The organism is Frondihabitans sp. OV104 (assembly GCF_057787745.1).
The window spans coordinates 199883-222110 of the sequence record NZ_CM173541.1; the positions used below are offsets into that span (position 1 = coordinate 199883).

A 22228-nucleotide genomic window follows, 5' to 3' on the forward strand; every position below is an offset into this window, starting at 1 on the left:
CGCTCAGCCGCCGATCGCGCTCATCGAGCGGGCCGGCTGCACGAACGAGGGGTCGTCCAACCCGTGCCCGGCCGGCTTCTGCCACATCGCGCCGCGCCACAGCCCGGCGATCGCCGCGTCGTCGGCGCCGGAGCGCAGCGACTCGCGGAGGTCGGTCTCGGTGTGCGAGAACAGGCAGCTGCGGACGCTGCCCTCGGCCGTGAGCCGCGTGCGGCGGCAGTCGACGCAGAAGGGCTCGGTCACCGAGGCGATGATGCCGACGGTGCCGGTCAGGCCCGAGCCGTCGGTCGCCGTCGCGGTGAAGCGCTCGGCGGGTGCGCCGTCGCGCGGCGCTTCGACGGGGGCGAGGCTGAAGTGCGGTGCCAGCAGCGCGCGGACGTCGGCCGCCGTCACCATGCTGGAGCGGCTCCAGGTGTGGTCGGCGTCGAGGGGCATCTGCTCGATGTAGCGCAGCTCGTGGCCCTGCTCGAGCGCCCAGCGCAGCAGCGCCGGCGCCTCGTGGTCGTTGACGCCCGGCAGCAGGACGGCGTTGATCTTGATGGGGCCGAGGCCTGCGGCGGCAGCGGCGTCGACGCCCTCGAGGACGCGCTCGAGGAACGGCCTCCTCGTCACCTTCATGAACGTCTCGGCGTGGAGCGAATCGAGCGACACGTTGATCCGGTCGAGACCGGCGGCCGCGAGCGACTCCGCACGCGACGCGAGGCCGATCGCGTTGGTGGTCAGCGAGAGCTCGGGGCGGGGCTCGAGGGCGGCGCACCGGGCGATGATGTCGACGAGGTCGGCGCGGAGCAGCGGCTCGCCGCCGGTGAACCGCACCTGGCGCACACCGAGGTCTCGCACGCCGATCTCGACGAGGCGGACGATCTCGTCGGCGCTGAGCGCCTGCTCGCGATCGAGCCAGGGCAGGCCGTCAGCGGGCATGCAGTAGGTGCAGCGCAGATTGCAGCGATCGGTCAGGGAGACGCGGAGATCCGTCGCTGTGCGGCCGAAGCGGTCGACGAGGCCGGGAGTCGCGGGGCGCCCGTCGGTCGCGCCGTGCACCCGCCCGGGGAGGGTGGGGATTCCGAGAGAGACGACCATTGGATGAGCCTAAACGAGGCGGGTCGAAGTTCCTGCGCCCTGGGGATCTTTGTCACGAGGTCGTAAGAGACGGCACCCCGTCAACGAGCAACGCCCGGGGACCGCAACGCGAGTTGTTCGCTGCGGGCCGCCGGGCGTTCACCGATCCGGTGTGGCGCTGGTGGAGCGGTCTTGCTGGTGATTCCGTGATGCTGGTGGTTCCGTACTGCTGGGATGGTCAGCCGGCTTCGGGTCTCTCGCCGGCAGAGAGGGGTGCGATCTGATCAGTGATTCGCAGTGATGAGTTCGACACCCGCCCGAGAACGGTTTGGTCGCCCGGCTAGTTTTTCTGCGGCGGGGTCTCGACGATGACCGTCGTCGCCTTCACCACGGCTATCGCGACGGAGCCGAGCTCGAGCCCGAGCTCGCGGACGGCCTCGCTGCTCATCAGCGAGACGACGCGGAACGGCCCGCACTGCAGCTCGACCTGAGCCATGACGGTGTCCATGACGATGTTCGTCACCAGGCCCATGAAGCGGTTGCGCGCGGAGCGGCCGATGTCGGAGGTGTCTTCGGGCAGGACGGCGTTCTTCTGAGCGAGCTTCGCCAGCGCGAGGCCGTCGATGACGGTGCGGCCGTTCGGGCCCTTCTCGGCGTCGAGCGTGCCGTTGTCGATCCAGCGGCGGACGGTGTCGTCGCTCACGCCGAGATAGCGGGCGGCCTCGGAGATCCTGATCTGTGGCATGGCCCGACCTTAGCGGCGCTGGAGTCGCGCGGGCAGGAGCAGGTGCCACTCGTCGCGCGCACGATCGCGGATACGGCCCCGCCAGCCCGGGCCGGACCGCCAGATCGCCATCGCCACGATGATGACGAGAGCTGCGCCGAGAGTCCACGCACGCACGTACGCGTACGGCCAGAACTGCCGGATCGAGATCGCCAGCGCGATGCCGAGCCACTCGAAGCGGCCCGTCATCGCGACGAACGGCACGAGCAGCAGGGCGTACCAGGGGTAGCGCGGGCTCAGCACCAGCAGGAACGCGCCGATCATGACGAGCTGGCCGAGCCACGGGTTGTCGGGGTCGGTCGTGCGCCAGACGATCAGCGCCACTACGAGGAGGATCAGCACGGCCGCGACGGTCGTCGCCTTGCCGTGGACGAAGAGGAACACGAGGGCGAAGCGGGAGCCGTCGTCGACGCCCTCCTCCATGAGGTAGCCGGGCAGGAAGCCGATGACCTTCGGGCCGGTGGAGATGACGTAGGGCACGTAGAGCAGTGCGAAAGCGGCGATCGCGCCGACGACGACGCCGACCGGCCTGCGCCGCAGCAGGGCCGGCGCGGCCACGACGGGGAACAGCTTGACCGCGATCGCCACCCCGAGGACGGCTCCGCCGCGCCATCGCCTGTTGCTCGCGACGAGCGCGGTCGCCCCCAGCCCCGCCACGGCCGCCAGCAGGTCGACGTGCGAGTTGGTCACGGCCTCGGACGCGACCAGGGGGCACCAGGCCCAGAGGGCGGCCCAGCGCGGGTCGAGGCCCCGGCGGCGCAGGAGCGCCAGGAGCAGGACGGTGACGCCGAGGCTCAGGATCAGGCCCGCGAGCTGGAACGGCCAGTACTCCGCGGTCACCGGGACGACGGCCCGGACGGCGGCGAAGTACAGCTCGGCCGCTGCCGGGTAGATGGTGAACACGCGGGGTCGGTTGATCGTCGTGCAGAGGAGGTCGTGCGTGCCCTTCTCGTGCGTCGTGAAGACACGGGTGCCGGTGCACTCCTGCGTCCCGTCGGCGGCCGTCGTCGGGGCGGGGAAGAGCCAGTCGGGCTTGAGGTCGCGCGTCACCGCCGAGTTGGGAGCGTGCGCGAAGGGGGAGATGCCGTGGCCCTGAACGATTCCGTCCCACGCGTAGCGGGCGGAGTCGGTGCTCGTGTTCGGCGGGCCGGCGATCGCCGCACCGCCGATCAGGGCGGCGCCGACGAGGACGACCGCGGTGGCGGCCCGGGCCGGAACGCGTCGCAGGAGGAGGAGGGCCGCGGCGAAGAGCGCCCAGCACGCCAGCGTCCAGACCTGGAAGGTGTGGCCGACGCCGGCGACGTAGAAGCCGAGGTGGGTGACGCCCCAGCCGACGGTCGCCGCGAGGACCGCAGAGGCCAGGACGGCGAGGAAGGTGCGCACGGCGACAACTCTGCCCTACCGAGTCCGACCGCGGGTCCGAACTCCTTACGCGACGGTGACGTTTCGAGCAGATCGGCTCGACGAGAGGACCGTTCGTGGTGAGATACAGCATGCGCGAATTGATGTACGGCCTCCGGCGGTCGATGACCTCGCCGAACCGCAACGCGCGGACGGCCGTGGCTGTCGGTCGACTCCTGGGCCTCGCCTTCCTGATCTGCCTGCTGACGGGGCTGTACAGCCACTTCCTGCAAGAGCCGGCGTCGTGGATGCGCTTCCCGACGCGTCCCGTCTCGCTCTACCGCTGGACCCAGGGCATCCACATCACCGCCGGCATCGCCTGCTTCCCCCTGCTCTTCGCCAAGCTCTACGCCGTCTTCCCTCAGCTGTTCCAGTGGCCGCCGATCAAGACGCCCCTGCAGGTGCTCGAGCGCGCGTCGATCGCTCTGTTCGTCGCCGCCTCGCTCGTGCAGATCTTCACCGGCCTGCTCAACACCTTCCAGTACTACCCGTGGCCGTTCCCGTTCAAGCAGGTTCACTACGCGCTCGCCTACGTGATCATCGGCTCGCTGGCCGTCCACATCGGCGTCAAGCTGCCGGTCATCCAGCGCTACTGGCGGGCCCGCGACAGCTACGACGAGAACGGCGACTTCATCCCGCTCGCCGACGACATCGTGCCGGCGTCGCGCGAGCACGTCGCCCGCGAGCGCCTCGCCGCCCTCGACTACGACGCCGACGCGCTTCGCGACCCCGATGTCGTGTTCCCGGCCGAGATCTCGAGCGCCGTCGTCGAGTCCCGGCCCCCGCGCGGCTTCGTCGGGCGCATCTTCGACTGGATCGACCGCACCCCGGAGGTCGAGAAGAAGACTTCCCGGCGTGGCTTCATCGCCGCCGTCGGCGGCACGACCGTGGGTCTCGTCGCTCTGACGGGCGGCCAGTCCATCACCGCCCTCGGCCCGATCAACGTCTTCGCGCCCCGCAAGAACGGCATCGGTCCGAACGACCTGCCCGTGAATCGCACCGCCAAGGCGGCGCAGGTGCTCGAGACGGCGACCGACCCGAGCTGGGTGCTCACGCTCATGCGCAACGGCGAGGCCACGACCTTCTCTCTCGACGACCTCGAGGCCATGCCGCAGTCCGCCGAGTCGCTTCCGATCTCCTGCGTCGAGGGCTGGAGCCAGATGGGCCACTGGACGGGCGTCCGCCTCCGCGACCTTGTCGCTGCGGTCGGGGCGACCGAGACCGAGAGCCTGCGCATCACCAGCCTCGAGAAGAAGGGCGGCTACCGCGTGACGCTGATGGGTCGCGAATACGTCAACGACCCCACGACGCTCGTGGCGCTCCAGCTCAACGGCAAGCGGCTCGACATCGACCACGGGTATCCCGCACGCATGATCGCGCCCGGCCGCCCGGGCGTCCTGCAGACCAAATGGCTGAGCTCGATCGAGGTGATCGCATGACCGCCGCACCGGCCGACGGCGTCGAGCTGAGGGTGGGGCGCGGCACCCGTGTCGTGCGCACGGTGCTCATCATCGCCGGAGCCCTGGCGATCCTGCTGGGGGCCTGGGTCATGGTCGACACCGTGAAGCCCAAGAGCATCTGGGGGCTGCTGACCTGGTTGATCGGCGCCGTGATCATCCACGACGGCATCATCTCTCCGGCAGTCGTCGCGATCAGCGTGGTCATGAGGCGAGCCGGGCGCAGGGTCCCGGGCGGAGTCCTCGCGATCATCCAGGCGGGCGTGGTGGTCGGATCGATCTTCACCCTCGTCGTCGTACCGGAGATCATCCGCAAGGCCAAGATCCCGAAGAACCCGACCGTGCTGCCCTTCGACTATGCGCCTCGGCTGGCGCTGCTCTGGGCCGCCATCGCCGTCATCGTCGGGCTGAGCGTCATCGTGTACCTGCGGGTGCGCGCGCGGCGTGCGAGCAAGCTGGCCTGACGTCGCGTCGTGGCGTGGCGCGCGCAACGCCTCGCGCCCCTGCGCGGCGCCCCCCCCCCCCCCCCCCCCCCGCCACCGGCGGTGAAGAGTCGCTCGTTGTCGGCGAGCACCCCCTCGAGAGCAAGTAGCGACCCCTCACCAGCCTGGGCGGGGCAGGCGCGCCTGCCGCGCCTGCGTCAGCGGCGGGTCGGCGTGAGGCGGCAGAAGACGCGGCCGTCGGCACGCCACACGTCGTCGAGCTCGAGGCCCGCGCGGTGGGCGTGGCGGGTGAGCGCCTCGGAGCCGACCTCGGCCCACGGGAACGTCGAGCTCGTGCGGCCCTCGTCGTCTCGGACCGACGCGGTGAACACGTCGTCGACGGAGTCGACGGGCTGCGCTTCGACCACGACCGCGCCTCGGCGGTCGAGCAGTTCGGCGCAGCGTGCCAGGAGGGCGGCGGGGTCGCCGCCGATGCCGATGTTGCCGTCGATCAGAAGGGCCGTCTTCCAGTGGCCCTCGCGGGGCAGGCGGTCGAAGACGCTTCGGGCCAGCACGGGAAGCCCCGCGCGGCGTGCGACCTTGACGGCTGCACGCGACACGTCGACGCCGAGGGCGACGAAGCCGAGGTCGACGGCCGCGGCGACCATGCGCCCGGGGCCGCAGCCGATGTCGAGCACGGGCCCGGCCTCGGCGGCCAGCAGTGCGCGGTCGACGGCATCGGCGTCGGCCATCCAGCGGCCGAGGTCGTACGAGTCGATGACGGCGCCGGCGTCGCGCACCAGCTGAAGCCGGCCCTCGCGGCGCAGGGCATGCGCGTAGGGCTCGGAGCCACCTGCCCCGAAGGTGGCCTCGCGGCCGATCTCGGCGATGCTCACAGGGTGGCTCGACCGTCGGTCGAGGCGTCGGCGAAAGCGAGGGGCGCAGGAACTGCGGTGGTCGCCAGATCGCGGAAGGTGCCTGCGAAGCGGGTGGTGGGCGCCGCCGCGGACACGGCCCGGGCGTCATCGATCGTGTCGACGTCCGTGAGTTCCTGCAGGAAGCCCACTCCGAGGCCGGACTCGGCGAGTCGGTCCAGCTGGTGGCGGCCGGTGTCGTCTTGCGACATGGGCACGCCGCGGACGAGGTCACCGGTCGGCTCGAACAGGGCGATGCCCCAGAAGCCGCCGTCGTTGGCGGGGCCGAACCACGCGTCGACTCCGTCGGGCCACGGCTCGAACACGGGCGCGAGCATCGACGGGGTGAGCTGCGGGGTGTCCATGCCGACCAGCAGCAGGGGGCCGTCGACGAGGTCGAAGACCGCGGCGAGGCGCTCGTCGAGACCGCCGGAAGCCTGCGGGACGACGTCGAAGCCGTGGGCGTCGGGCGGGGGAGTGACGCCGTCGAAGAGGAGGATGCGTCGGGCCGCCGGCAGCGCGGCCACCGTCTGGAGCGTGTCGGAGAGGCTGGCCGAGGCGAGGACGGCTGCCTCCTCCAGGCTGAGCGGCGGGTGCAGGCGGGTCTTGACGCGGCCGGGCAGGCATTCCTTGGCGATCACGACGACCGTGATGAGTGGGGCCGCGCTCATCGGAGGGCTCCTTCGCGGGACTCGGCACGGACCGGCGCCGTGGCGACGGGGCGCTGCTCGCGCAGGAGCGCAGACATGTCCTGGACGGCCCGGATCGTTCCGCGCAGCGTGCCGGTCACCTTGCTGCGGCCCACGCGCGGCGAGTAGGGGGCGTCGAGCTCCAGAACGGTCAGGCCGGACTCGGTCGCCCGCAGCACCATCTCGAGCGGGTAGCCGCTGCGGCGGTCGCGGAGGTCGAGGGCGAGGAGGTCGTCGCGGCGGGCGGCCCGCATCGGGCCGAGGTCGTGCAGGCGGAGCCCGGAGGCGCGGCGCATGAGCCGGGCGAGGACGAAGTTGGCGAGGCGGGCGTGGACGGGCCAGGCACCGCGCCGGGTCGGGCGCCGGCGGCCCAGAGTGAGGTCTGCGGCACCGGTGACGACGGGCGCGACGAGCGCGGGCAGGTCGGCGGGGTCCATGGAGGCGTCGGCGTCGCAGAAGGCGACGTAGGGCGCGGTCGCGGCAGTCAGCCCGGCGTGCGCGGCGGCGCCAAAGCCGCGGCGGGGCTCATGGACGACGGTGGCGCCGAGTTCCTGCGCCACAGCCGCTGAGCGGTCGGTCGACCCGTTGTCGACGACGATCGCGCGGTAGCCCTCGGGCAGCCGCGACAGCACCCATGGCAGCGCCGCTTCTTCGTCGAGACAGGGCAGGATCACGTCGACCTGGATGGTGCTCATGGGAACTCCGGTTCTTCTCGGCCCCCCAGTGGCGCCGTGGTGGTAGTTCGGAGCCGACCCGCTTCCGGTGGGAATGGTGGACATTCCCTGACAGTAGGTGTCTTGTCGAGCCGAAGGCCGCCGGAATCATTACAGAACCTGGACATCTGCGGAAATCGGCTTTGCTCTCGGGAAGCGGACGTAAAATATCAGACGTGTCCTTCTCTGCTCCGAGTCCCGTCGTGGCCGTCACCCCTGCTCCGGGCCGGAGTGTGCTCGTCGTCGAAGACGATCCGATCGTCGCGGAGGTCGTCGTCTCGTACCTCCGGTCGCGCGGACACGCTGCCGCCCTTGTCGCCGACGGGTTGTCCGCCGTGGCCCGGGTCCGCGACAACCGGCCCGATCTGATCCTGCTCGACCGCATGCTGCCCGGCGTCGACGGGCTCGAGGTGTGCCGTCGCATCCGCGCGTTCACCGACGTGCCGGTGATCATCCTCACCGCTCTCGGCGAAGAGGCCGACCGCATCGACGGGCTCGAGGCCGGGGCCGACGACTACCTCGTGAAGCCGTTCTCGCCACGCGAGCTGATGCTCCGGGTCGATGCCGTGCTGCGCCGCACGACTGCGCCCTTCGAGCCTCAGGCCGTGGTCGTGGAGGGCGTCTTCCGGCTCGACGTGTCGCAGCGCGAGATCTCGGTCGAGGGGCGGCGGCTCGTGCTCACCGTGCGGGAGTTCGACCTGCTGGCGTTCTTGATTCGACACCCCGACCAGGTGTTCCGCCGCGAGGAGCTGCTCAAGGCGGTGTGGGAGTGGGAGGTCGGCGACCTGTCCACCGTCACCGTCCACGTGCGGCGCCTGCGCGAGAAGGTCGAGGCCGACCCTGCTGCACCCGTGCACCTGCTTACTGTGTGGGGCGTCGGCTACCGCTTCGTGCCCGACGCGGCGGTCGCGGCGTGACCGCTCTCGACTTCGTCCACCTCGCCGCCTGGGCTCTGGGCGCCGCCCTCGTCGTCGGCATCGTCGCGCTCCTCGTGCTGCGGCTGCTCCGACGCGTCTCGCTCGTAGCGCAGATCGCGATCGTCGCGGTGGCCGCCATCGGATCCCTCGTCGGCGGCATGGTCGTCGCCGCCGACCAGATGTACCTCTCGGCGCATGACTTCCACCTCTTCCTGTGGGTGGCGGCCGTGGCGGGCGTCGTCTCGCTGGGGCTGGCCCTGGTGCTCGGGTTCACGCTGGTCCGCAACAGCCGCGAGCTGATCGCGCAGGCGAAGCGAGTCGGGTCCGGCTCGGCCGACTCCCTCGAGCCGGCGTCCGCCCCGGTGGCCAACGAGTTCGCGGCCCTCGCTCGCGAGCTCGCCGCCTCCGACTCCCGACTCCGCGAGTCGCGCGATCGCGAGGCCCGCGCCGAGTCCGCGCGGCGCGAGCTCGTCGCGTGGATCTCGCACGACCTCCGCACGCCGCTCGCCGGGCTCCGCGCCATGGCCGAGGCCCTCCAGGACGGAATCGTCGCCGACCCGGCGCGATACCACCAGCAGATGCTCGCCCAGGTCGACAAGCTGGGCGGCATGGTCGACGACCTCTTCCAGCTGTCGACCATCCACGCCGGCGCTCTCAAGCTCACGGTGCAGAAGGTGCGGACGACCGAGCTGCTCGACGACATCGTGACCGAGCTCGAACCCGTGTCCAGCGCGCGCGGCGTCGTGCTCGCGGCGCGCGACGTCGCCGACGTCACCCTCGACGCCGACCCCGACGAGCTCACCCGGGCGATGGCCAACCTGATCATGAACAGCGTGCGGCTATCGCCCGTCGGCGCTGAGATCGAGCTCGCGGTCGCGGTCGACGGCGACGACGTCGTGCTGTCGGTCAGCGACGCCGCCGGCGGCATCAACGAGGCCGACCTCGGGCGGGTCTTCGAGCCCGGCTGGCAGGCCGGCAAGGCTCGGACGCCCGGGGCCTCCGGCGGTGCCGGGCTCGGCCTCGCGATCGTCGAGGGAATCATCACCGCGCATCGCGGTCGTGTGCGGGTGCAGAACACGGGCGCAGGCTGTCGCTTCGACCTCATCGTGCCGCGGCGGGTCGTAGGCTAGCTCGCTGCTGTGGGGCGACTCGTCGGCAGCGTCGGCGGACGACCCCGCGGCGAAGTCGCGACGACGACTCCGGGCTACGGGCGCAGGCTCGCGGACGCGAACTCGCGCATCCCCTCGTCGAAGCTGACCGCCGGTGCCCAGCCGAGCTCGCGACGGAGGCGAGCCGACGACGCCGTGATGTGGCGGACGTCGCCGGCGCGGTACTCACCTGTGGTGACCGGCGGGAGCCCTCCGCTGTGCCGCGACAGGGCGGCTGCCATCTCTCCGATCGTGTGGACGTCGCCTGACCCCACGTTGAAGGCACGGAAGGTCCGCGGCTCCTGGGCCTTCGTGGCGTCGAGCGCGGCGAGGTTGGCGGAGGCGACGTCGCGGACGTGCACGAAGTCGCGGCGCTGTGCTCCGTCTTCGAAGACGCGCGGTGCCTCGCCGCGCTCGATGGCGGAGCGGAAGAGGCTGGCCACGCCGGCATACGGCGTGTTCTGCGGCATGCCGGGCCCGTAGACGTTGTGGTAGCGGAGGGCGATGGCACGCCCGCCGGTGGAGCGGGCCCAGGCGGTGGCGAGGTGCTCCTGCGCCAGCTTGGTCGTCGCGTAGACGTTGCGGGGGTCGAGGGGGGCGTCCTCGCTGATGAGCTCGGGCGTCAGGAGGTCTCCGGCCGCGTCTCGGGGGTCGAAGACGCCGGCGTCGAGGTCGCCGATACGGCGGGCTGCCGGTCGGACGATGCCGGACGGCCCGCGGTAGGCGCCCTCGCCGTAGACGACCATCGACGACGCGATGACGAGGCGGTCGATGCCGGCACGGTCCATGGCGGCGAGCACGACGGCCGTGCCGACGTCGTTCGAGGACACGTAGTCGGGGGCGTCCTGGAAATCGACGCCGAGCCCGACCTTCGCGGCCTGGTGGCAGACGGCGTCGATGCCGTCGAGGGCGGCGTCGACCACGGCGTGGTCGCGGACGTCTCCCTCGACGAAGTCGACGCGCGGGTCGGGTTCGGGCTTCGCGCCGTGAACGTCGGAGCGCAGGCTGTCGAGCACGCGGACGCTGTGCCCCGCGGCGAGGGCCGCCTCGACGATGGTGCTGCCGATGAACCCGGCGCCGCCGGTGACGAGCAGCATCAGCGCGTGACCGGCCGAGCCAGCACCTCGGCGACAGCGGCCGGTGCGATCAGCTCGCGCGACGCGTAGTCGGCGGGGATCGACGAGACGATCCGCTCGATGGCGGCGACGATGCGCGGCTGCGCGTCGGCGAGGCGGGAGAAGACGAGCTCGGCGCTAACCGCATCGCCGTCGGTCTCGTCGTCGTCGGACGGCGCCAGACCCGCGTCGCTGTCCGTGACGAACGAGAGGTTGACGGTGCCGATGTTGAGCTCTGCCGCCAGCGGGACCTCCGGCGCCATCGTCATGTTGACGGTGTGGGCGCCGAGCTGCCGCCACATCACCGACTCGGCGCGCGTCGAGAACCGGGGTCCCTGGATCACGACGCAGGTGCCCGAGGGAGCGAACGAGCCCAGTTCGGCGGCGAGCGCGTCGACCGCGAGCGACCGGAGCATCGGGTCGAACGGGTCGGCCGCCGCGAGATGCTGCACCGACCCCTCGTCGTAGAAGGTGTCGGCGCGTCCCCAGGTGCGGTCGATGAACTGGTCGGTGACGACCAGCGTTCCCGGCGGGTAGTCGGGGTGGACGCCGCCGACGGCAGACGACGAGACGATGGCCCTGGCGCCGAGCGACGCGAGCGCCCAGATGTTGGCGCGATAGCCGATGCGGTGCGGCGGCACCGAGTGGTCGCCGCCGTGCCGGGTCAGGAACGCGACACGCCTGCCGCCGATCTCGCCGATCGTGACGGGGCTCGAGGTCGGCCCGTACGGGGTGTCGATCACGTGCGACTCGGCCTCGGGGAACAGCGAGTACAACCCCGATCCGCCGATCACGGCGATGTCGACGCGCGGCGCGGAGCCGCTCGCCGGGGCGTCTGTGGATAACTCACGAGGCACCGATGTCATGGATGCGAGACTATCGGGAGCAGCCCGGCCGAAGATGAAAGAGAGGCGCGAGTGCGCACTATCGAAGAGCACGCCGAGGCCGTCGCCGGGCTGGTGGCGCGGGTGTTCGAGGGGCTTTCCACCGAGACCCTGAGCGTCGACTCACACCTGCTGGCCCGCGGCGACAGCTCCACCCGACGGCGGGTCCTCGCGGCAGACGTGGTCGCTCCGATCGACCTCCCTCCCTTCGACAACTCGCAGATGGACGGCTATGCCGTTCGCAGCCGCGAGCTCGCCGACGGGCCGAGAGCCCTGACGATCGGGCGCAGGATCCCGGCCGGCGTCGCACCCCCACCCTTGGAGGCCGGCACCGCCGCCCCGATCATGACCGGCGCACCCATCCCCGATGGTGCCGACGCGGTCGTGCAGATCGAGGTCGCCGACCCGCCGCGGTTCCTTCCCGAGGGCGAGCACGGCGACGTCGTGCTCCCGCACGCGCCCGCCGGGCAGTTCGTGCGGACCGCAGGCTCCGACGTCCGCCGAAACGATCTGCTGTTCGCCGCGGGCACGGTGCTCGGCCCGGCTCATTGGGGCGTGCTCGCCTCGGCCGGGGTCGCCACCGTCGACGTCGTCGCCCAGCCGCGCGTCGCGGTCGTCTCGACGGGGTCGGAGCTGCGGGTCGAGGCCTCACCCGCATCGGCACCCGCACTGAGACCTGCGTCCGGGCCGGCACCTGCGTCCGGGCCGGCACCTGCGTCCGCGCTCGCCGCCGCTGAGATCCACGACGCCAACGCGGCATCTCTCAGCGTCGCCCTCACCGATCTCGGGGCTCGAGTCGAGGTGTTCCAGGTGCCCGACGCCGTCGACGCCCTCCTGGCGCTGCTCGACGGGTTCGCCACCGCCGACGGCCCGGCGTTCGACCTCGTCGTCACCACCGGCGGCGTGAGCGCCGGTGCCTACGAGGTAGTCCGCGAGGCGCTGGAGCCCCGTGGCATCGAGTTCGGCTCGGTCGCCATGCAGCCCGGCGGCCCGCAGGGGTGGGGTACCCTCCCCGTCGGCGAGGCCTCGCTGCCGGTGGTGTGCTTCCCGGGGAATCCCGTCAGCGCACTGATCTCGTTCGAGGCTTTTCTGCGGGTGCCTCTCGCCGCCGGGGCCCGCAGGGCGCTCCCGCGACGCGACGCGACGGCGGTCCTCGCCGAGGGTGCCGACTCTCCTCCAGGCAAGCACCAGCTCCGTCGAGCCCGCCTCGATGCCGCCGGGCTCGTCCACTTCGTCGGCGGCCCGTCGTCGCACCTCCTCCACCAGTACGCGCAGGCCACCGTGCTCGCGCACATCCCCGTCGACGTCGGCCGCGTCGAGGCCGGCGACGAGGTCGTAGTGTGGGCGCTCGATGACTGACACCACGCCTCCCGGAACGCCGCAGCCCGCCCTCTCGCACGTCCGCGCCGACGGCAGCGCCCACATGGTCGACGTGACGGCGAAGGCCGAGACGAAGCGGATCGCGACCGCGCAGGCCGTGCTCCGCACCCGCGTCGACGTCGTCGCCCGGATCGTCGACGGCAGCCTGCCCAAGGGCGAGGCGCTCAGCACGGCCCGCATCGCCGGGATCATGGCGGCGAAGCAGACGTCGACGCTGATACCGCTGTGCCACCCGTTGCCCATCGGATCGGTAACCGTCGACTTCACCTCCGAGGGCGACTCGGTCACCGTCATGGCGACCGTGTCGACGCGCGGGGTCACCGGCGTCGAGATGGAGGCGCTCACCGCCGCCAGCGTCGCGGCGCTCACCCTGTACGACATGATCAAGGCCGTCGACAAGCTCGCCGAGATCGGCGAGATCAAGGTGCTCGAGAAGTCGGGTGGCAAGAGCGGCGACTGGAGCCGGGCATGACGGCGGGCGACCCCGCCGAGTCGACCCCGGCGACCCCGCTCGGTCAGCCTCGCACGGCGCTCGTGGTGGTGGCGTCGACGCGGGCAGCGGCCGGGACGGCTGAGGATCGCACCGGCCCCGGGATCCTGCGCTGGCTTCGCGACCGGGGCTTCGCCGTCGACGAGCCGGCCATCGTGGCCGACGGCGAACCGGTCGGTCGGGCTCTGATCGCCGGCATCGCGCAGCCTGTCGACCTCGTCGTCACGACCGGCGGCACCGGCGTGACGCCCACCGACGCGACGCCCGACATGACGCTGCCCCTGCTCGACAAGCGGCTGCCCGGGGTCGAGGAGGAGCTGCGGCGCCGTGGCCTGGCGGTCACGCCCACGGCGATGCTGAGCCGCGGCGTGGTCGGCGTCGCGGGGCGCACGCTGATCGTCAACCTCCCGGGATCGCCCGGCGGGGTGAAGGATGGCCTGGCGGTGCTCGATACCGTGCTCGACCACCTGCTCGACCAGATCACCGGGAGCGACCATGGCTGAATCGTCCGTCCTGCAGGCTCGCGTCACGTCCGACGTGCTGAGCGTCTCCGACTGCGCCGACCTCGTGCGGCGCGCGCACGCCGGTGCCGTGGTCACGTTCGAGGGCGTGGTCCGCGACCACGACGGCGGCCGGGAGGTGGCGGCGCTCGAGTACGAGTCGCATCCGACGGCCGGTCACGTGATGGCAGAGGTCGCGGCCGAGGTCGCGAAGGCCCACCCCGGCGTGCACATCGCCGTCGAGCACCGCGTCGGCGCGCTGATGATCGGCGACGTCGCGCTCGCCGCCGCCGTGTCGAGCGCGCACCGCGCCGAGGCGTTCGCGGCCTGCGGCGCCCTGGTCGACGAGATCAAGAAGCGCGTGCCGATCTGGAAGAAGCAGGACTTCGCCGACGGATCGAGCGAGTGGGTGGCGTCGCTGGGCTGAGAGGTCGGGGGTCGGCGTCAGCCCGTGCCGCCGGGCGGAGCCCCGCCGTCTCGGCTCGCGCCCGCCGTCGCGCGGGCGGGATCCTGCCGATTCAGCGGGCCCAGCCCCCGCGGCCGCGAGCCCGTTCCGCCACCGCAGCGCCCAGCCGGTCGGACCGCCGGCCGATACCGCCTACCCTTGTCAGGTGGCACACCTCCTCGGCGCAGAAGCGCTTCACCTCGAGTTCCCGACCCGCGTCGTCTTCGAAGGCGTCACCCTCGGCATCGACGAAGGCTCGCGCATCGGCGTCGTCGGCCGCAACGGCGACGGCAAGTCGACGCTCCTCTCCATCCTCGCGGGGCGGCTCGAACCCGACTCCGGCCGGGTCACGACCCGCCGCGGCGTCACGATGGGCGTGCTCGACCAGCGCGACATCCTGCCCCTCGACGCCATCGTCAGCGAGGTCATCGTCGGCGACCGCGAGGAGCACGAGTGGGCCGGCGACTCGCGCATCCGCGACGTCATCTCCGGTCTCGCGACCGACATCCCGTGGGGCTCCACGATCAACGACCTCTCCGGCGGCCAGCGCCGCCGTGTCGCGCTCGCGGCCCTGCTCGTCGGCGACTGGGACATCCTGTTCTTGGACGAGCCCACCAACCACCTCGACGTCGAGGGCGTGGCGTGGCTGGCCGAGCACCTCAAGCGCCGCTGGTCGTCGAACCAGGGCGCGCTCGTCGTCGTGACGCACGACCGGTGGTTCCTCGACGAGGTGTCGACCGACACGTGGGAGGTGCACGACGGCATCGTCGAGCCCTTCGAGGGCGGCTACGCGGCGTACGTGCTGCAGCGCGTGGAGCGCGACCGCTCGGCCTCGGTCACGGAGGCCAAGCGCCAGAACCTCATGAAGAAGGAGCTGGCCTGGCTCCGCCGCGGTGCTCCGGCCCGCACGGCGAAGCCGAAGTTCCGGATCGAGGCCGCCGAGACGCTGATCGCCGACGAGCCGCCCGTCCGCGACAAGGTGGCCCTGAGCCAGATGGCGACGTCGCGCCTGGGCAAGCAGGTCGTCGACATCATCGAGGCAGACGTGTCGTACGGCGAGCGGCAGATCCTGAAGAACATCGAGTGGCGCATCGCACCGGGGGAGCGCACCGGCATCCTCGGCGTCAACGGCGCCGGCAAGTCGACGCTGCTCAAGCTCGTCACGGGCGAGGTCGAGGCCACGGCAGGCCGCGTCACGCGCGGCAAGACGGTCAAGTTCGCGATTCTCGACCAGCAGCTCTCCGACCTGGCCGAGTTCGCTGACGAGCGGGTCAACACCGTGGTCGGCCGCTACCGCACCTCGTACGTCTCGGGCGGCAAGGAGATGACGCCCGGCCAGCTCCTCGAGCGCCTCGGGTTCACCACGCCGCAGCTCCAGACAGCCGTCAAAGACCTGTCGGGAGGCCAGAAGCGCCGCCTGCAGCTCCTGCTGATCCTGCTCGACGAGCCGAACGTCCTGATTCTCGACGAGCCCACGAACGACCTCGACACCGACATGCTCGCCGCGATGGAAGACCTGCTCGACACCTGGCCGGGCACTCTCCTCGTCGTGTCGCACGACCGGTACCTGCTCGAGCGCGTCACCGACATGCAGTACGCCGTCATCGGCGGACGCATGCAGCACCTCCCCGGCGGAGTCGACCAGTACCTGGCTATCCGCCGCGAAGCCGTCGACGGTCAGGGCGAGGCGACCGACCGGCCCACCGCCACCCAGGGGGCCAGTGCCTCGGTGGTCGCCGCCGCGAAGGCCTCCGGGCTGTCGGGCGCCGAGAAGCGCAACGCCGAGAAGGAGCTCGCCTCCCTCGACCGCCGCCTCAAGAAGGCCGGGGTCGAACGCCAGACCCTGCTCGACACCTTCGCTGCGCACGACCCCAACGACTACGCCGGGCTCGGCGAGCTCCAGAAGCAGGTCGCCGCGGTCGAGTCCAAGGCCGAGGAGCTCGAGCTCGCCTGGCTAGCCGTCAGCGAGAAGCTCGAGGGCTAGCGGCTTGGCCCTGCACAGGGCTGAATCGACGCAGGAACGGCCGGCCTCAGTCCCCGAGGCTCAGCGACAGCGCCCGGAGCAACCCCGCCAGCGCCTGCCGCTCGTCGGGGGAGAGGTCGACGAGGAGTTCCTGCTCTGCCTCGACCAGCTTCTCGATGGCCGCGTCGACGACCCGCCCGCCCTCGCGCGTGAGCCGCACGAGGATTCCGCGCCCGTCGCTCGGGTCGGTGCGCCGATCGACGAGCCCACGGGTCTTCAGGCGGTCGATGCGGTTCGTCATGGTGCCGCTGGACACCAGGGTCTGCGTCAGGAGCGCCTTGGGCGACAGCTCGTAGGGGGCGCCGGCGCGGCGAAGGGCGGAGAGCACGTCGAACTCCCACGACTCGAGCTCGCTCGCGGCGAAAGCGGAGCGGCGTGCCCGGTCGAGGTGCTTCGACATGCGGCCGACCCGCGACAGCACGTGGAGGGGCGCGAAGTCGAGGTCGGGGCGCTCGCGGTTCCACGCGGCGACGATGCGGTCCACCTCGTCGTGCGTGCCCTCGGCGTCGGGTTCGAGCATCCTGCCATTATGGCCGTGCCCGCCGTGTCGGCGGGGTGCTTCGGCGGGTGCCGGTCGGCTCGGGCGGGCCTCCGGGGGCGTGCCCGTACCGACCAGCACCCGCCTACACCGCGCGAGCCGCTCCGCGCGCCGGCACAGGCGCGATCTGGCAGACTGATTCGGCGCCTGAGCGCGCGATCCGCCTTGGTGTAATGGCAGCACGACAGCCTTTGGAGCTGTTAGGTCTAGGTTCGAGTCCTGGAGGCGGAGCCGAGGGCAATTCGGTCTTCATCGAAAATCCATTTGGTCTATTCGAGAAGACGGCTTTTGGGCAGTTCCGTTTGCCGTAAATGCGCGCCTCAGCGGGTTAATCTGCACGTTGTCGGGCGGCAGAGCAACTGCGCGGAGACATAACGATGCCCCCTGACCGAAATTCGGCAGGGGGCATCGGTCCGGGCGCGGGGTGTTTTGCCGGTTGCGGGTGGTGCTATTCAGTTCGGGATGCGGCCGCTCAGGCCGCGATGCCTTCGTCGGGCGGTTCGACAGCGTTGTAGGCGCGGCGTCGGCTGGCTCGGTACTCTTCGGAGTTGCGAATCTTGTAAACGCTTGGGTGTGACCGGTTCTTCTGGTTCCGGTGGGCCAGTCCGAGGCGCTCCTGGTACCAGTCGACGATTCGGTCGATGTTCTCGCATGCGGCGGCCATGGCGGCGCACAGCGCGGCGAACCAAGGTCCGCGGACGAGGCGCTGCATCTTGTTGCCGAGGGCGAGTTCCTCTTCGTTTTTGATGGACGCGTTTCCGGACTCGATGGTGTTGCGGAGGCCGTAGATGCGACGCCACTTCTCCGATTTGAACTCGTACTCCTGGCCGTACTTGAGGTGGGTGCGAATCTCTTCGCCCTCGGGGTCGTTCCGATGACGCCCGGAACCTTGACGGTCTTTCCGGGGAACTTGTACTCGATAACTTCGCCGTGTTCGTTGACGTAGTAGCGGTCCGCTTCGCTCAGTTCGGGGGTAGGAGTACTGGCGCGAACCGTCTGCGGCGTGGCGGCTACGGGGCGTCAGGCGGAATTTGCCGCGCTCTTCTCGTTGCTTCACGACGAGGTCATGCGCGTCGGCTTTCGTTGTTGCTGCGGCGACGAGTTTCTTATTCTTCTTGAGGTTTTCAGCGGTGACCTTTGCTTTCGCGTAGGTCTCCTCGCAGAGCTGAAGGTGCATTGGCATCGTGTTGGGGTACCAGGAGCCGTCGCACATGACGAGGCTGTGTCGTCCGTCGGTCCAGTAAGCCTGGATGCCGAGCTGCTTGATGCCGTAGTCCATGACGAGGTTTACGCCGTGCTGGATGAAGGGGAGTTGCAGGTCTTCGGGCATGGCGTTAGGCGTGTAGGCGCGGTCGGCCCCGAGTGTGGTGACTTTCATGCCGTTTGCGAGCATGATGTCGAGGAGCTGGCGGCCGGCGCCTTTGAGCTCACCGGGTTTGTGGTCGCCGATGGCGCTGAAGAGGAGCGGGAAGTCCATGTCGGCGTCGGGGCTGTTGCGCGCCCAGATGGCGAGCTCGATTTCGATTCCGTATTGGGCCGTCTTGAGAGTGGCGCTGGTTGCTTTGTGGTCGCGTTCGCGTACGTACCAGCCGCCTCCGTGATTCGTGCAGGCGGAGTCGCCGGCTCCCATGTTCTCCGCGAGTTTCTGGCGTCCGGCGAGGCTAAGGAACGTCGCGTCGATGGCGACGACGCCAGCGTGACGGTCACGGACCTCGTCGGCGAGGAGGTCGACAGAGCCCTGTAGAAGCTCGTTCATCAGGATGGTGCGTCGGCGGCGGCGGCGAGCCATCTCGATGGGGTCGCGGTCGGCGACGTCTTTGAGGTACTTGGGTGCCGGCGTCGCTTCATTGCGGTTGCCGGGTTCATCGTCCAGGAGCTGACGCAACCGGGCGAGGGCGGCCCAGACGCGGTCGTACATGAGGTCCTGATGGTCCTCGCTGAAATAGCGGAATCCGAGGCGGCGCCGCTGGTTTCGGGACATGTTCATCAACATCTTGACGGCACCCATGAGCGACATCTTGTTGCCGGCGCGGATGGACACGAATAGCAACATCAAGGCCGCTGCCTCGCTGACCTTCGACTTTTGGCCGGCGTTGGACTTCAGGACTTCGCGTTTGAAACCATCGATGAGCCCTTGGATGTTTCGACGGTCGAAGATGAGCTCGACCTCCCTGAGGGCCCGGGAAACAGGGCGCCTGTTGCTGAGCTCGGTCCACTTGACGATGGTCATGCCGAAGGACTTCTCGAACCACTCGTCGACCTTGTCGGCATCGTGGTGTTTCGCGAGCGGCGCGGTCATCGTGCGACCTCCGTGCGGAGCTGACGCTGGTACTCAGCCGGGTCAAGGGCGGGGACATAGGTGGTGAGGAGGTCGAGGTTGTCGAACTTGGTTACGCCGGCGGCTGCCATGAGCGAGCGGAGGTCGGTGCGTGCGGCCAGGTGGGTGATGAGCCATGTGTTCCGCATGCGGGTGGTGACGGGGTCGGGTTCGGCGGAGCGTTGGGTGTCGCGGATGAACATGTTGACGGTGTTGATGCCGTGCCGGGTGCGCTTGGGAGACCCGAACACCCAGACGTCGTCGGGGACATCGGCGATGGCTTCGCGGAGCAGATTTTCGAAGCGAGCCAGAACGGGCACGATTCGGGGCTTAGGCGTGACGATGACCTGGATGCCGGTCTCGTCGATGATGATGTCGCGGCGTCGAACCTGGAGGAGCTCGTTGGGCTTGAGTCCGGCGCCAGCGCAAAGCGCGAGGACGGTTCCGGCGCTACGGCGGCGCGCGGCGGTCGCCTGTCCGCGGGCCCATGCTTCGAGGAGGTCGAGTTCGATGGTCGTGTAGGGGGCGAGAGCCTCTTGCGCGGAGGTGGGCGAGAACGGGACTGGGTTCGCGGTGACGTTAACGGTCTCGGAGATGCGCATCAGCACGGACCGGTAGGAACGACGCGTGGTGTCCGTCCAGGTCACGTCGGTGCGGGAGATGTACCGGCGCACCATGACGGGGTGGAAGACGACGATGTCTTTCGCAGGGTAGCCGGAGACGTTGACGACCCAGTCGGCGAAGGGTGCGGCGACGGCCATCAGGCCACGGTCGGTGTGGTAGGTCGCAAGTGACGTCATGGATGCGGCGTCGGTGACGAGCCGCTCGATGACGGCCCACCGTGCGGTGGAGAACGCGGGGCGGTAGTCGGTGCTCATGGGCAGCCCGACCAGGAGCCGGAGGAGCTGCGTGGTGGTGCGGATGAGGGCGTGAATGATGTGCATGGCTGGGCTATGCCGGACCGGTCGGCCCTGTCGGGAGCTGAGATCGTCCATTTCAGATTCGAAGGCCCTCGATCCGCATGAACACAAGCATCGCGCTGTCCGCCTCCATGCCATTCGCCCCCCGTTCTGAGGGTAAAGAGCATCTCGGCGCACCTCGAGTTGCCGGTCGTCGACGACGTGTTGGGGCGCCGGTGGGTGTGCACGGAAATGGGGTTGCTCTCTGCTGTGCGGACCCGGGCAACCGTAGTGATCCGGGCGACGCATGTCGTCCTGTTAGCGGACTCAAGTCATCGACGCACCGCAGGGCCTCCCCGATGACGATGCCATCCGCGCATATCCGCTCCGAGACCGACCGCCGGTCTCGGAGAGGACACCTTGCCTACCCCGAACACCGCCCTCCAAGCCCTGCACGACGAGTACCGACACCTCGCCGGCATCAGCGTCACTGGCCTGACCCACGATCAGCGCCGCGGCCTCAGCTATTACCTCGCGGAGACAGGGCACGACGACAAGCCCGAAACGTACGTCGCCCGCTGGAACGCCCGGGCGAAAAGCCTCGACGAGTTCGTCTCCCGCGAGGGCCACTTCCCGCGCGCCGACTCTCACCGGCCAAGAGCCGTCACCGAGGAGCAGACCCTCGTCGACGTGCTGGCATACTTCCGCCAGATCGCCGACTCCTTCTGCACCTACCAGCGCCGCCGCCTTGAAGCGGTTCCAGGGTTCTCGTGGCGACCACGGATCGACGCCTGGCAGGCGTCCTTCGACGCTCACCAGCGCTTCTGGGCCACACACGGCCGCGCACCCCGCCGCCGGTCAATCGATCACGAGGAGGTAAGCCTAGGTAGATGGGTCGCCCTGCAGCGAAGCCTCGCCGGCTCGGGAAGACTCGATCCCGCGCGCGAACGCGCCCTTCGATCGGCACCATTTCGCGTCCTATGACTGGCACGACGATCCGACACGGGTCTCGGCGATTATCCGCTTTCGCTCGACTGTGTTGTTCAGGTCTGGCACGTGGCGCAGCAGCCCGACAAGGTGCTCGGCCTTGCTGAGGCCCGCGGCGTCCATGACGAGGTTCGCGGGCGTCTTCGCGGCGAGGTGGTGAACGAGCCAAGTGGTCCGCATCCGGACCGGCATCAGATCGGGTTCCGCGCTGCGACTAGTCTTCCGCAGGAACCCGGTCACCACGTTGAACGTGGTGTCCCGGTCCCCTCTACCGAGGACCAACGCGTCCGAGTCGAGCGCTCGGATGGCATCCCGCAGGAGCGGCTCCCACCGGCGAAGGACGGGGACCTGCCGCGGAACGCTCCCCGGGGTGCGGACGGTGACGCCTCGGCTGCTGACTTGGATGTCGGATTGGTGAAGGTTCTGGACGTCGTAGGGTTCGAGACCGGCGCCGGCGCACAGGGCCAGTACCGCTCCGGCGCCGCGCCGACGCGCCTCAGTGGACTGACCACGCGCCCACGCCTCGAGCAGCGACAGCTCCAGGTCAGTGTACGGAGTCGTGACCGCTTGTCCGTTGAGAGCGGCGAACGGGACGGCGCCCGCGTCGGGGACGATGACCTCGGAGATTCGGAGAAGGAGGGACCGGTAGTCGCGCCGGGTCTTGTCCTTCCAGGACATGTCGGTGCGGGACACGTACCGGCGGATCATCACCGGATGGAACACCGCCTCTTCGTTGAGGGCGTAGCCGCACACGTTGACGACCCAGTCGACGTACTGCGCGAACACGACGAGGAGCCGCTCGGCGAGGTAGTGACAGGCGGGCGCGGCGATGGCGACGGCATCATCCACGAATGCTCGGATGGACTGCCATCTCTCCGGAGGCATCCCGGGGCGGTACAGGGCTAGTGCCCTGCGTGGTTCGTCTCGCAACTGCCGAACATAGGGGCCGTCGCCGTCGCCGTCGGTGCGCTTGGCGAGTGGGGTGAGTCGGGTCAGAGGTGTCGGCTCCCAGCATCGGTGGTGGGAACAATCGGGCCTCAAACCCGACCGCAGGAAGGGGCGACCGTAGGCGGCGCCCATCGGGCGACCCGCGAGGCCGTCGGTGACCGTGACGATGTCGGATCCGTCTGGCTGGACGAGACCCGC

22 protein-coding genes and 1 tRNA gene are annotated in these 22228 nt (G+C 70.1%); 11 read left to right on the plus strand and 12 right to left on the minus strand.

What is annotated here, in order from left to right:
• Positions 1-3 precede the first annotated feature (3 nt).
• The 3 genes from moaA to AC3CBB_RS00995 form a co-directional block, all read right to left on the minus strand.
• Entirely contained in the window at positions 4-1080 is a 1077-nt protein-coding gene (gene moaA / locus AC3CBB_RS00985) for a GTP 3',8-cyclase MoaA (protein ID WP_488625647.1), read from the minus strand.
• Between the two features lie 319 nt (positions 1081-1399).
• Positions 1400-1804: a TOBE domain-containing protein gene (locus AC3CBB_RS00990; RefSeq protein ID WP_488625648.1), complete on the minus strand. Its 405-nt coding sequence runs from the start codon at positions 1802-1804 to the stop codon at positions 1400-1402.
• A gap of 9 nt (positions 1805-1813) precedes the next feature.
• Positions 1814-3226, minus strand: a complete 1413-nt coding sequence (locus tag AC3CBB_RS00995; protein ID WP_123506302.1) for a glycosyltransferase family 87 protein — start codon at positions 3224-3226, stop codon at positions 1814-1816.
• A gap of 95 nt (positions 3227-3321) precedes the next feature.
• Here AC3CBB_RS00995 and AC3CBB_RS01000 point away from each other — a divergent pair, with 95 nt between their 5' ends.
• Positions 3322-4683: a molybdopterin-dependent oxidoreductase gene (locus AC3CBB_RS01000; protein ID WP_488625649.1), complete on the plus strand. Its 1362-nt coding sequence runs from the start codon at positions 3322-3324 to the stop codon at positions 4681-4683.
• Positions 4680-5165 carry a hypothetical protein gene (locus AC3CBB_RS01005; protein WP_488625650.1) on the plus strand — a complete coding sequence of 162 codons (486 nt, stop codon included), beginning with the start codon at positions 4680-4682 and terminating at the stop codon, positions 5163-5165. The genes AC3CBB_RS01000 and AC3CBB_RS01005 overlap by 4 nt, the downstream gene beginning before the upstream one ends.
• Before the next feature lie 176 nt (positions 5166-5341).
• Here AC3CBB_RS01005 and AC3CBB_RS01010 read toward each other — a convergent pair whose 3' ends face one another.
• From AC3CBB_RS01010 to AC3CBB_RS01020, 3 genes are read right to left on the minus strand one after another with little or no spacing between them, the layout of a single operon-like run.
• A complete protein-coding gene (locus AC3CBB_RS01010) occupies positions 5342-6019 on the minus strand; it encodes a methyltransferase domain-containing protein (RefSeq protein ID WP_488625651.1) in 678 nt (225 codons plus the stop codon).
• A complete protein-coding gene (locus AC3CBB_RS01015) occupies positions 6016-6708 on the minus strand; it encodes a TIGR04282 family arsenosugar biosynthesis glycosyltransferase (RefSeq protein WP_488625652.1) in 693 nt (230 codons plus the stop codon). The genes AC3CBB_RS01010 and AC3CBB_RS01015 overlap by 4 nt, the downstream gene beginning before the upstream one ends.
• Positions 6705-7421: a glycosyltransferase family 2 protein gene (locus AC3CBB_RS01020; RefSeq protein ID WP_488625653.1), complete on the minus strand. Its 717-nt coding sequence runs from the start codon at positions 7419-7421 to the stop codon at positions 6705-6707. Before AC3CBB_RS01020 ends, AC3CBB_RS01015 begins: the two co-directional genes overlap by 4 nt.
• Before the next feature lie 194 nt (positions 7422-7615).
• Between AC3CBB_RS01020 and AC3CBB_RS01025 the strand changes: the two genes are divergently transcribed.
• The gene (locus AC3CBB_RS01025; RefSeq protein ID WP_488625654.1) at positions 7616-8356 is read left to right on the plus strand and encodes a response regulator transcription factor; all 741 of its coding nucleotides are present in this window, start codon (positions 7616-7618) and stop codon (positions 8354-8356) included.
• On the plus strand, positions 8353-9486 hold the full coding sequence (locus tag AC3CBB_RS01030; protein WP_488625655.1) for a sensor histidine kinase: 1134 nt from the start codon (positions 8353-8355) through the stop codon (positions 9484-9486). Before AC3CBB_RS01025 ends, AC3CBB_RS01030 begins: the two co-directional genes overlap by 4 nt.
• A gap of 74 nt (positions 9487-9560) precedes the next feature.
• Here AC3CBB_RS01030 and AC3CBB_RS01035 read toward each other — a convergent pair whose 3' ends face one another.
• Together AC3CBB_RS01035 and AC3CBB_RS01040 are read right to left on the minus strand one after the other, a co-directional pair.
• Positions 9561-10601, minus strand: coding sequence for an NAD-dependent epimerase/dehydratase family protein (locus AC3CBB_RS01035; protein WP_488625656.1), 1041 nt, complete (start codon positions 10599-10601; stop codon positions 9561-9563).
• Positions 10601-11485 (minus strand): MTAP family purine nucleoside phosphorylase, encoded by an 885-nt coding sequence (locus tag AC3CBB_RS01040; protein ID WP_488625657.1) that lies wholly within the window; start codon positions 11483-11485, stop codon positions 10601-10603. The genes AC3CBB_RS01035 and AC3CBB_RS01040 overlap by 1 nt, the downstream gene beginning before the upstream one ends.
• Before the next feature lie 51 nt (positions 11486-11536).
• On the opposite strand from AC3CBB_RS01040, the gene AC3CBB_RS01045 reads away from it, so the two are divergent.
• The 5 genes from AC3CBB_RS01045 to AC3CBB_RS01065 all read left to right on the plus strand — a co-directional run bounded on the left by AC3CBB_RS01045 (position 11537) and on the right by AC3CBB_RS01065 (position 16302).
• A complete protein-coding gene (locus tag AC3CBB_RS01045) occupies positions 11537-12862 on the plus strand; it encodes a molybdopterin molybdotransferase MoeA (RefSeq protein WP_488625658.1) in 1326 nt (441 codons plus the stop codon).
• Complete coding sequence (gene moaC / locus AC3CBB_RS01050; RefSeq protein ID WP_123506292.1) at positions 12855-13355, plus strand: cyclic pyranopterin monophosphate synthase MoaC; 501 nt, start codon at positions 12855-12857, stop codon at positions 13353-13355. The genes AC3CBB_RS01045 and moaC overlap by 8 nt, the downstream gene beginning before the upstream one ends.
• On the plus strand, positions 13352-13876 hold the full coding sequence (locus tag AC3CBB_RS01055; RefSeq protein ID WP_488625659.1) for a molybdenum cofactor synthesis domain-containing protein: 525 nt from the start codon (positions 13352-13354) through the stop codon (positions 13874-13876). Before moaC ends, AC3CBB_RS01055 begins: the two co-directional genes overlap by 4 nt.
• Complete coding sequence (locus tag AC3CBB_RS01060) at positions 13869-14300, plus strand: molybdenum cofactor biosynthesis protein MoaE (RefSeq protein ID WP_488625660.1); 432 nt, start codon at positions 13869-13871, stop codon at positions 14298-14300. Before AC3CBB_RS01055 ends, AC3CBB_RS01060 begins: the two co-directional genes overlap by 8 nt.
• Positions 14301-14484: 184 nt before the next feature.
• The gene (locus AC3CBB_RS01065) at positions 14485-16302 is read left to right on the plus strand and encodes an ABC-F family ATP-binding cassette domain-containing protein (protein WP_123506289.1); all 1818 of its coding nucleotides are present in this window, start codon (positions 14485-14487) and stop codon (positions 16300-16302) included.
• Positions 16303-16348: 46 nt separating this feature from the next.
• Here the strand turns inward: AC3CBB_RS01065 and AC3CBB_RS01070 are convergent, their stop codons facing one another.
• Positions 16349-16861 carry a MarR family winged helix-turn-helix transcriptional regulator gene (locus tag AC3CBB_RS01070; RefSeq protein WP_123506288.1) on the minus strand — a complete coding sequence of 171 codons (513 nt, stop codon included), beginning with the start codon at positions 16859-16861 and terminating at the stop codon, positions 16349-16351.
• A gap of 177 nt (positions 16862-17038) precedes the next feature.
• Between AC3CBB_RS01070 and AC3CBB_RS01075 the strand changes: the two genes are divergently transcribed.
• Positions 17039-17110: transfer RNA gene (locus AC3CBB_RS01075), tRNA-Gln, on the plus strand.
• 241 nt (positions 17111-17351) lie between these two features.
• Here AC3CBB_RS01075 and AC3CBB_RS01080 read toward each other — a convergent pair.
• A complete protein-coding gene (locus AC3CBB_RS01080) occupies positions 17352-19178 on the minus strand; it encodes a hypothetical protein (RefSeq protein ID WP_488625661.1) in 1827 nt (608 codons plus the stop codon).
• Positions 19175-20140, minus strand: a complete 966-nt coding sequence (locus AC3CBB_RS01085) for a hypothetical protein (protein WP_488625662.1) — start codon at positions 20138-20140, stop codon at positions 19175-19177. Before AC3CBB_RS01085 ends, AC3CBB_RS01080 begins: the two co-directional genes overlap by 4 nt.
• A gap of 375 nt (positions 20141-20515) precedes the next feature.
• Between AC3CBB_RS01085 and AC3CBB_RS01090 the strand changes: the two genes are divergently transcribed.
• A complete protein-coding gene (locus AC3CBB_RS01090; protein WP_488625663.1) occupies positions 20516-21079 on the plus strand; it encodes a helicase associated domain-containing protein in 564 nt (187 codons plus the stop codon).
• On the opposite strand, the gene AC3CBB_RS01095 is transcribed toward AC3CBB_RS01090, so the two are convergent.
• Positions 21074-21931: a hypothetical protein gene (locus AC3CBB_RS01095; RefSeq protein WP_488625664.1), complete on the minus strand. Its 858-nt coding sequence runs from the start codon at positions 21929-21931 to the stop codon at positions 21074-21076. The genes AC3CBB_RS01090 and AC3CBB_RS01095 overlap by 6 nt on opposite strands.
• Between the last annotated feature and the right edge of the window lie 297 nt (positions 21932-22228).

Excerpts from the sequence above, each read along its gene's own strand:
- moaA (WP_488625647.1), bottom strand. The coding sequence starts at position 1,080 with ATGGTCGTCTCTCTCGGAATCCCCACCCTCCCCGGGCGGGTGCACGGC.
- AC3CBB_RS00990 (WP_488625648.1), bottom strand. The coding sequence starts at position 1,804 with ATGCCACAGATCAGGATCTCCGAGGCCGCCCGCTATCTCGGCGTGAGC.
- AC3CBB_RS01005 (WP_488625650.1), top strand. The coding sequence starts at position 4,680 with ATGACCGCCGCACCGGCCGACGGCGTCGAGCTGAGGGTGGGGCGCGGC.
- AC3CBB_RS01015 (WP_488625652.1), bottom strand. The coding sequence starts at position 6,708 with ATGAGCGCGGCCCCACTCATCACGGTCGTCGTGATCGCCAAGGAATGC.
- AC3CBB_RS01020 (WP_488625653.1), bottom strand. The coding sequence starts at position 7,421 with ATGAGCACCATCCAGGTCGACGTGATCCTGCCCTGTCTCGACGAAGAA.
- AC3CBB_RS01035 (WP_488625656.1), bottom strand. The coding sequence starts at position 10,601 with ATGCTGCTCGTCACCGGCGGCGCCGGGTTCATCGGCAGCACCATCGTC.
- AC3CBB_RS01040 (WP_488625657.1), bottom strand. The coding sequence starts at position 11,485 with ATGACATCGGTGCCTCGTGAGTTATCCACAGACGCCCCGGCGAGCGGC.
- moaC (WP_123506292.1), top strand. The coding sequence starts at position 12,855 with ATGACTGACACCACGCCTCCCGGAACGCCGCAGCCCGCCCTCTCGCAC.
- AC3CBB_RS01055 (WP_488625659.1), top strand. The coding sequence starts at position 13,352 with ATGACGGCGGGCGACCCCGCCGAGTCGACCCCGGCGACCCCGCTCGGT.
- AC3CBB_RS01060 (WP_488625660.1), top strand. The coding sequence starts at position 13,869 with ATGGCTGAATCGTCCGTCCTGCAGGCTCGCGTCACGTCCGACGTGCTG.
- AC3CBB_RS01070 (WP_123506288.1), bottom strand. The coding sequence starts at position 16,861 with ATGCTCGAACCCGACGCCGAGGGCACGCACGACGAGGTGGACCGCATC.
- AC3CBB_RS01080 (WP_488625661.1), bottom strand. The coding sequence starts at position 19,178 with ATGACCGCGCCGCTCGCGAAACACCACGATGCCGACAAGGTCGACGAG.
- AC3CBB_RS01085 (WP_488625662.1), bottom strand. The coding sequence starts at position 20,140 with ATGCACATCATTCACGCCCTCATCCGCACCACCACGCAGCTCCTCCGG.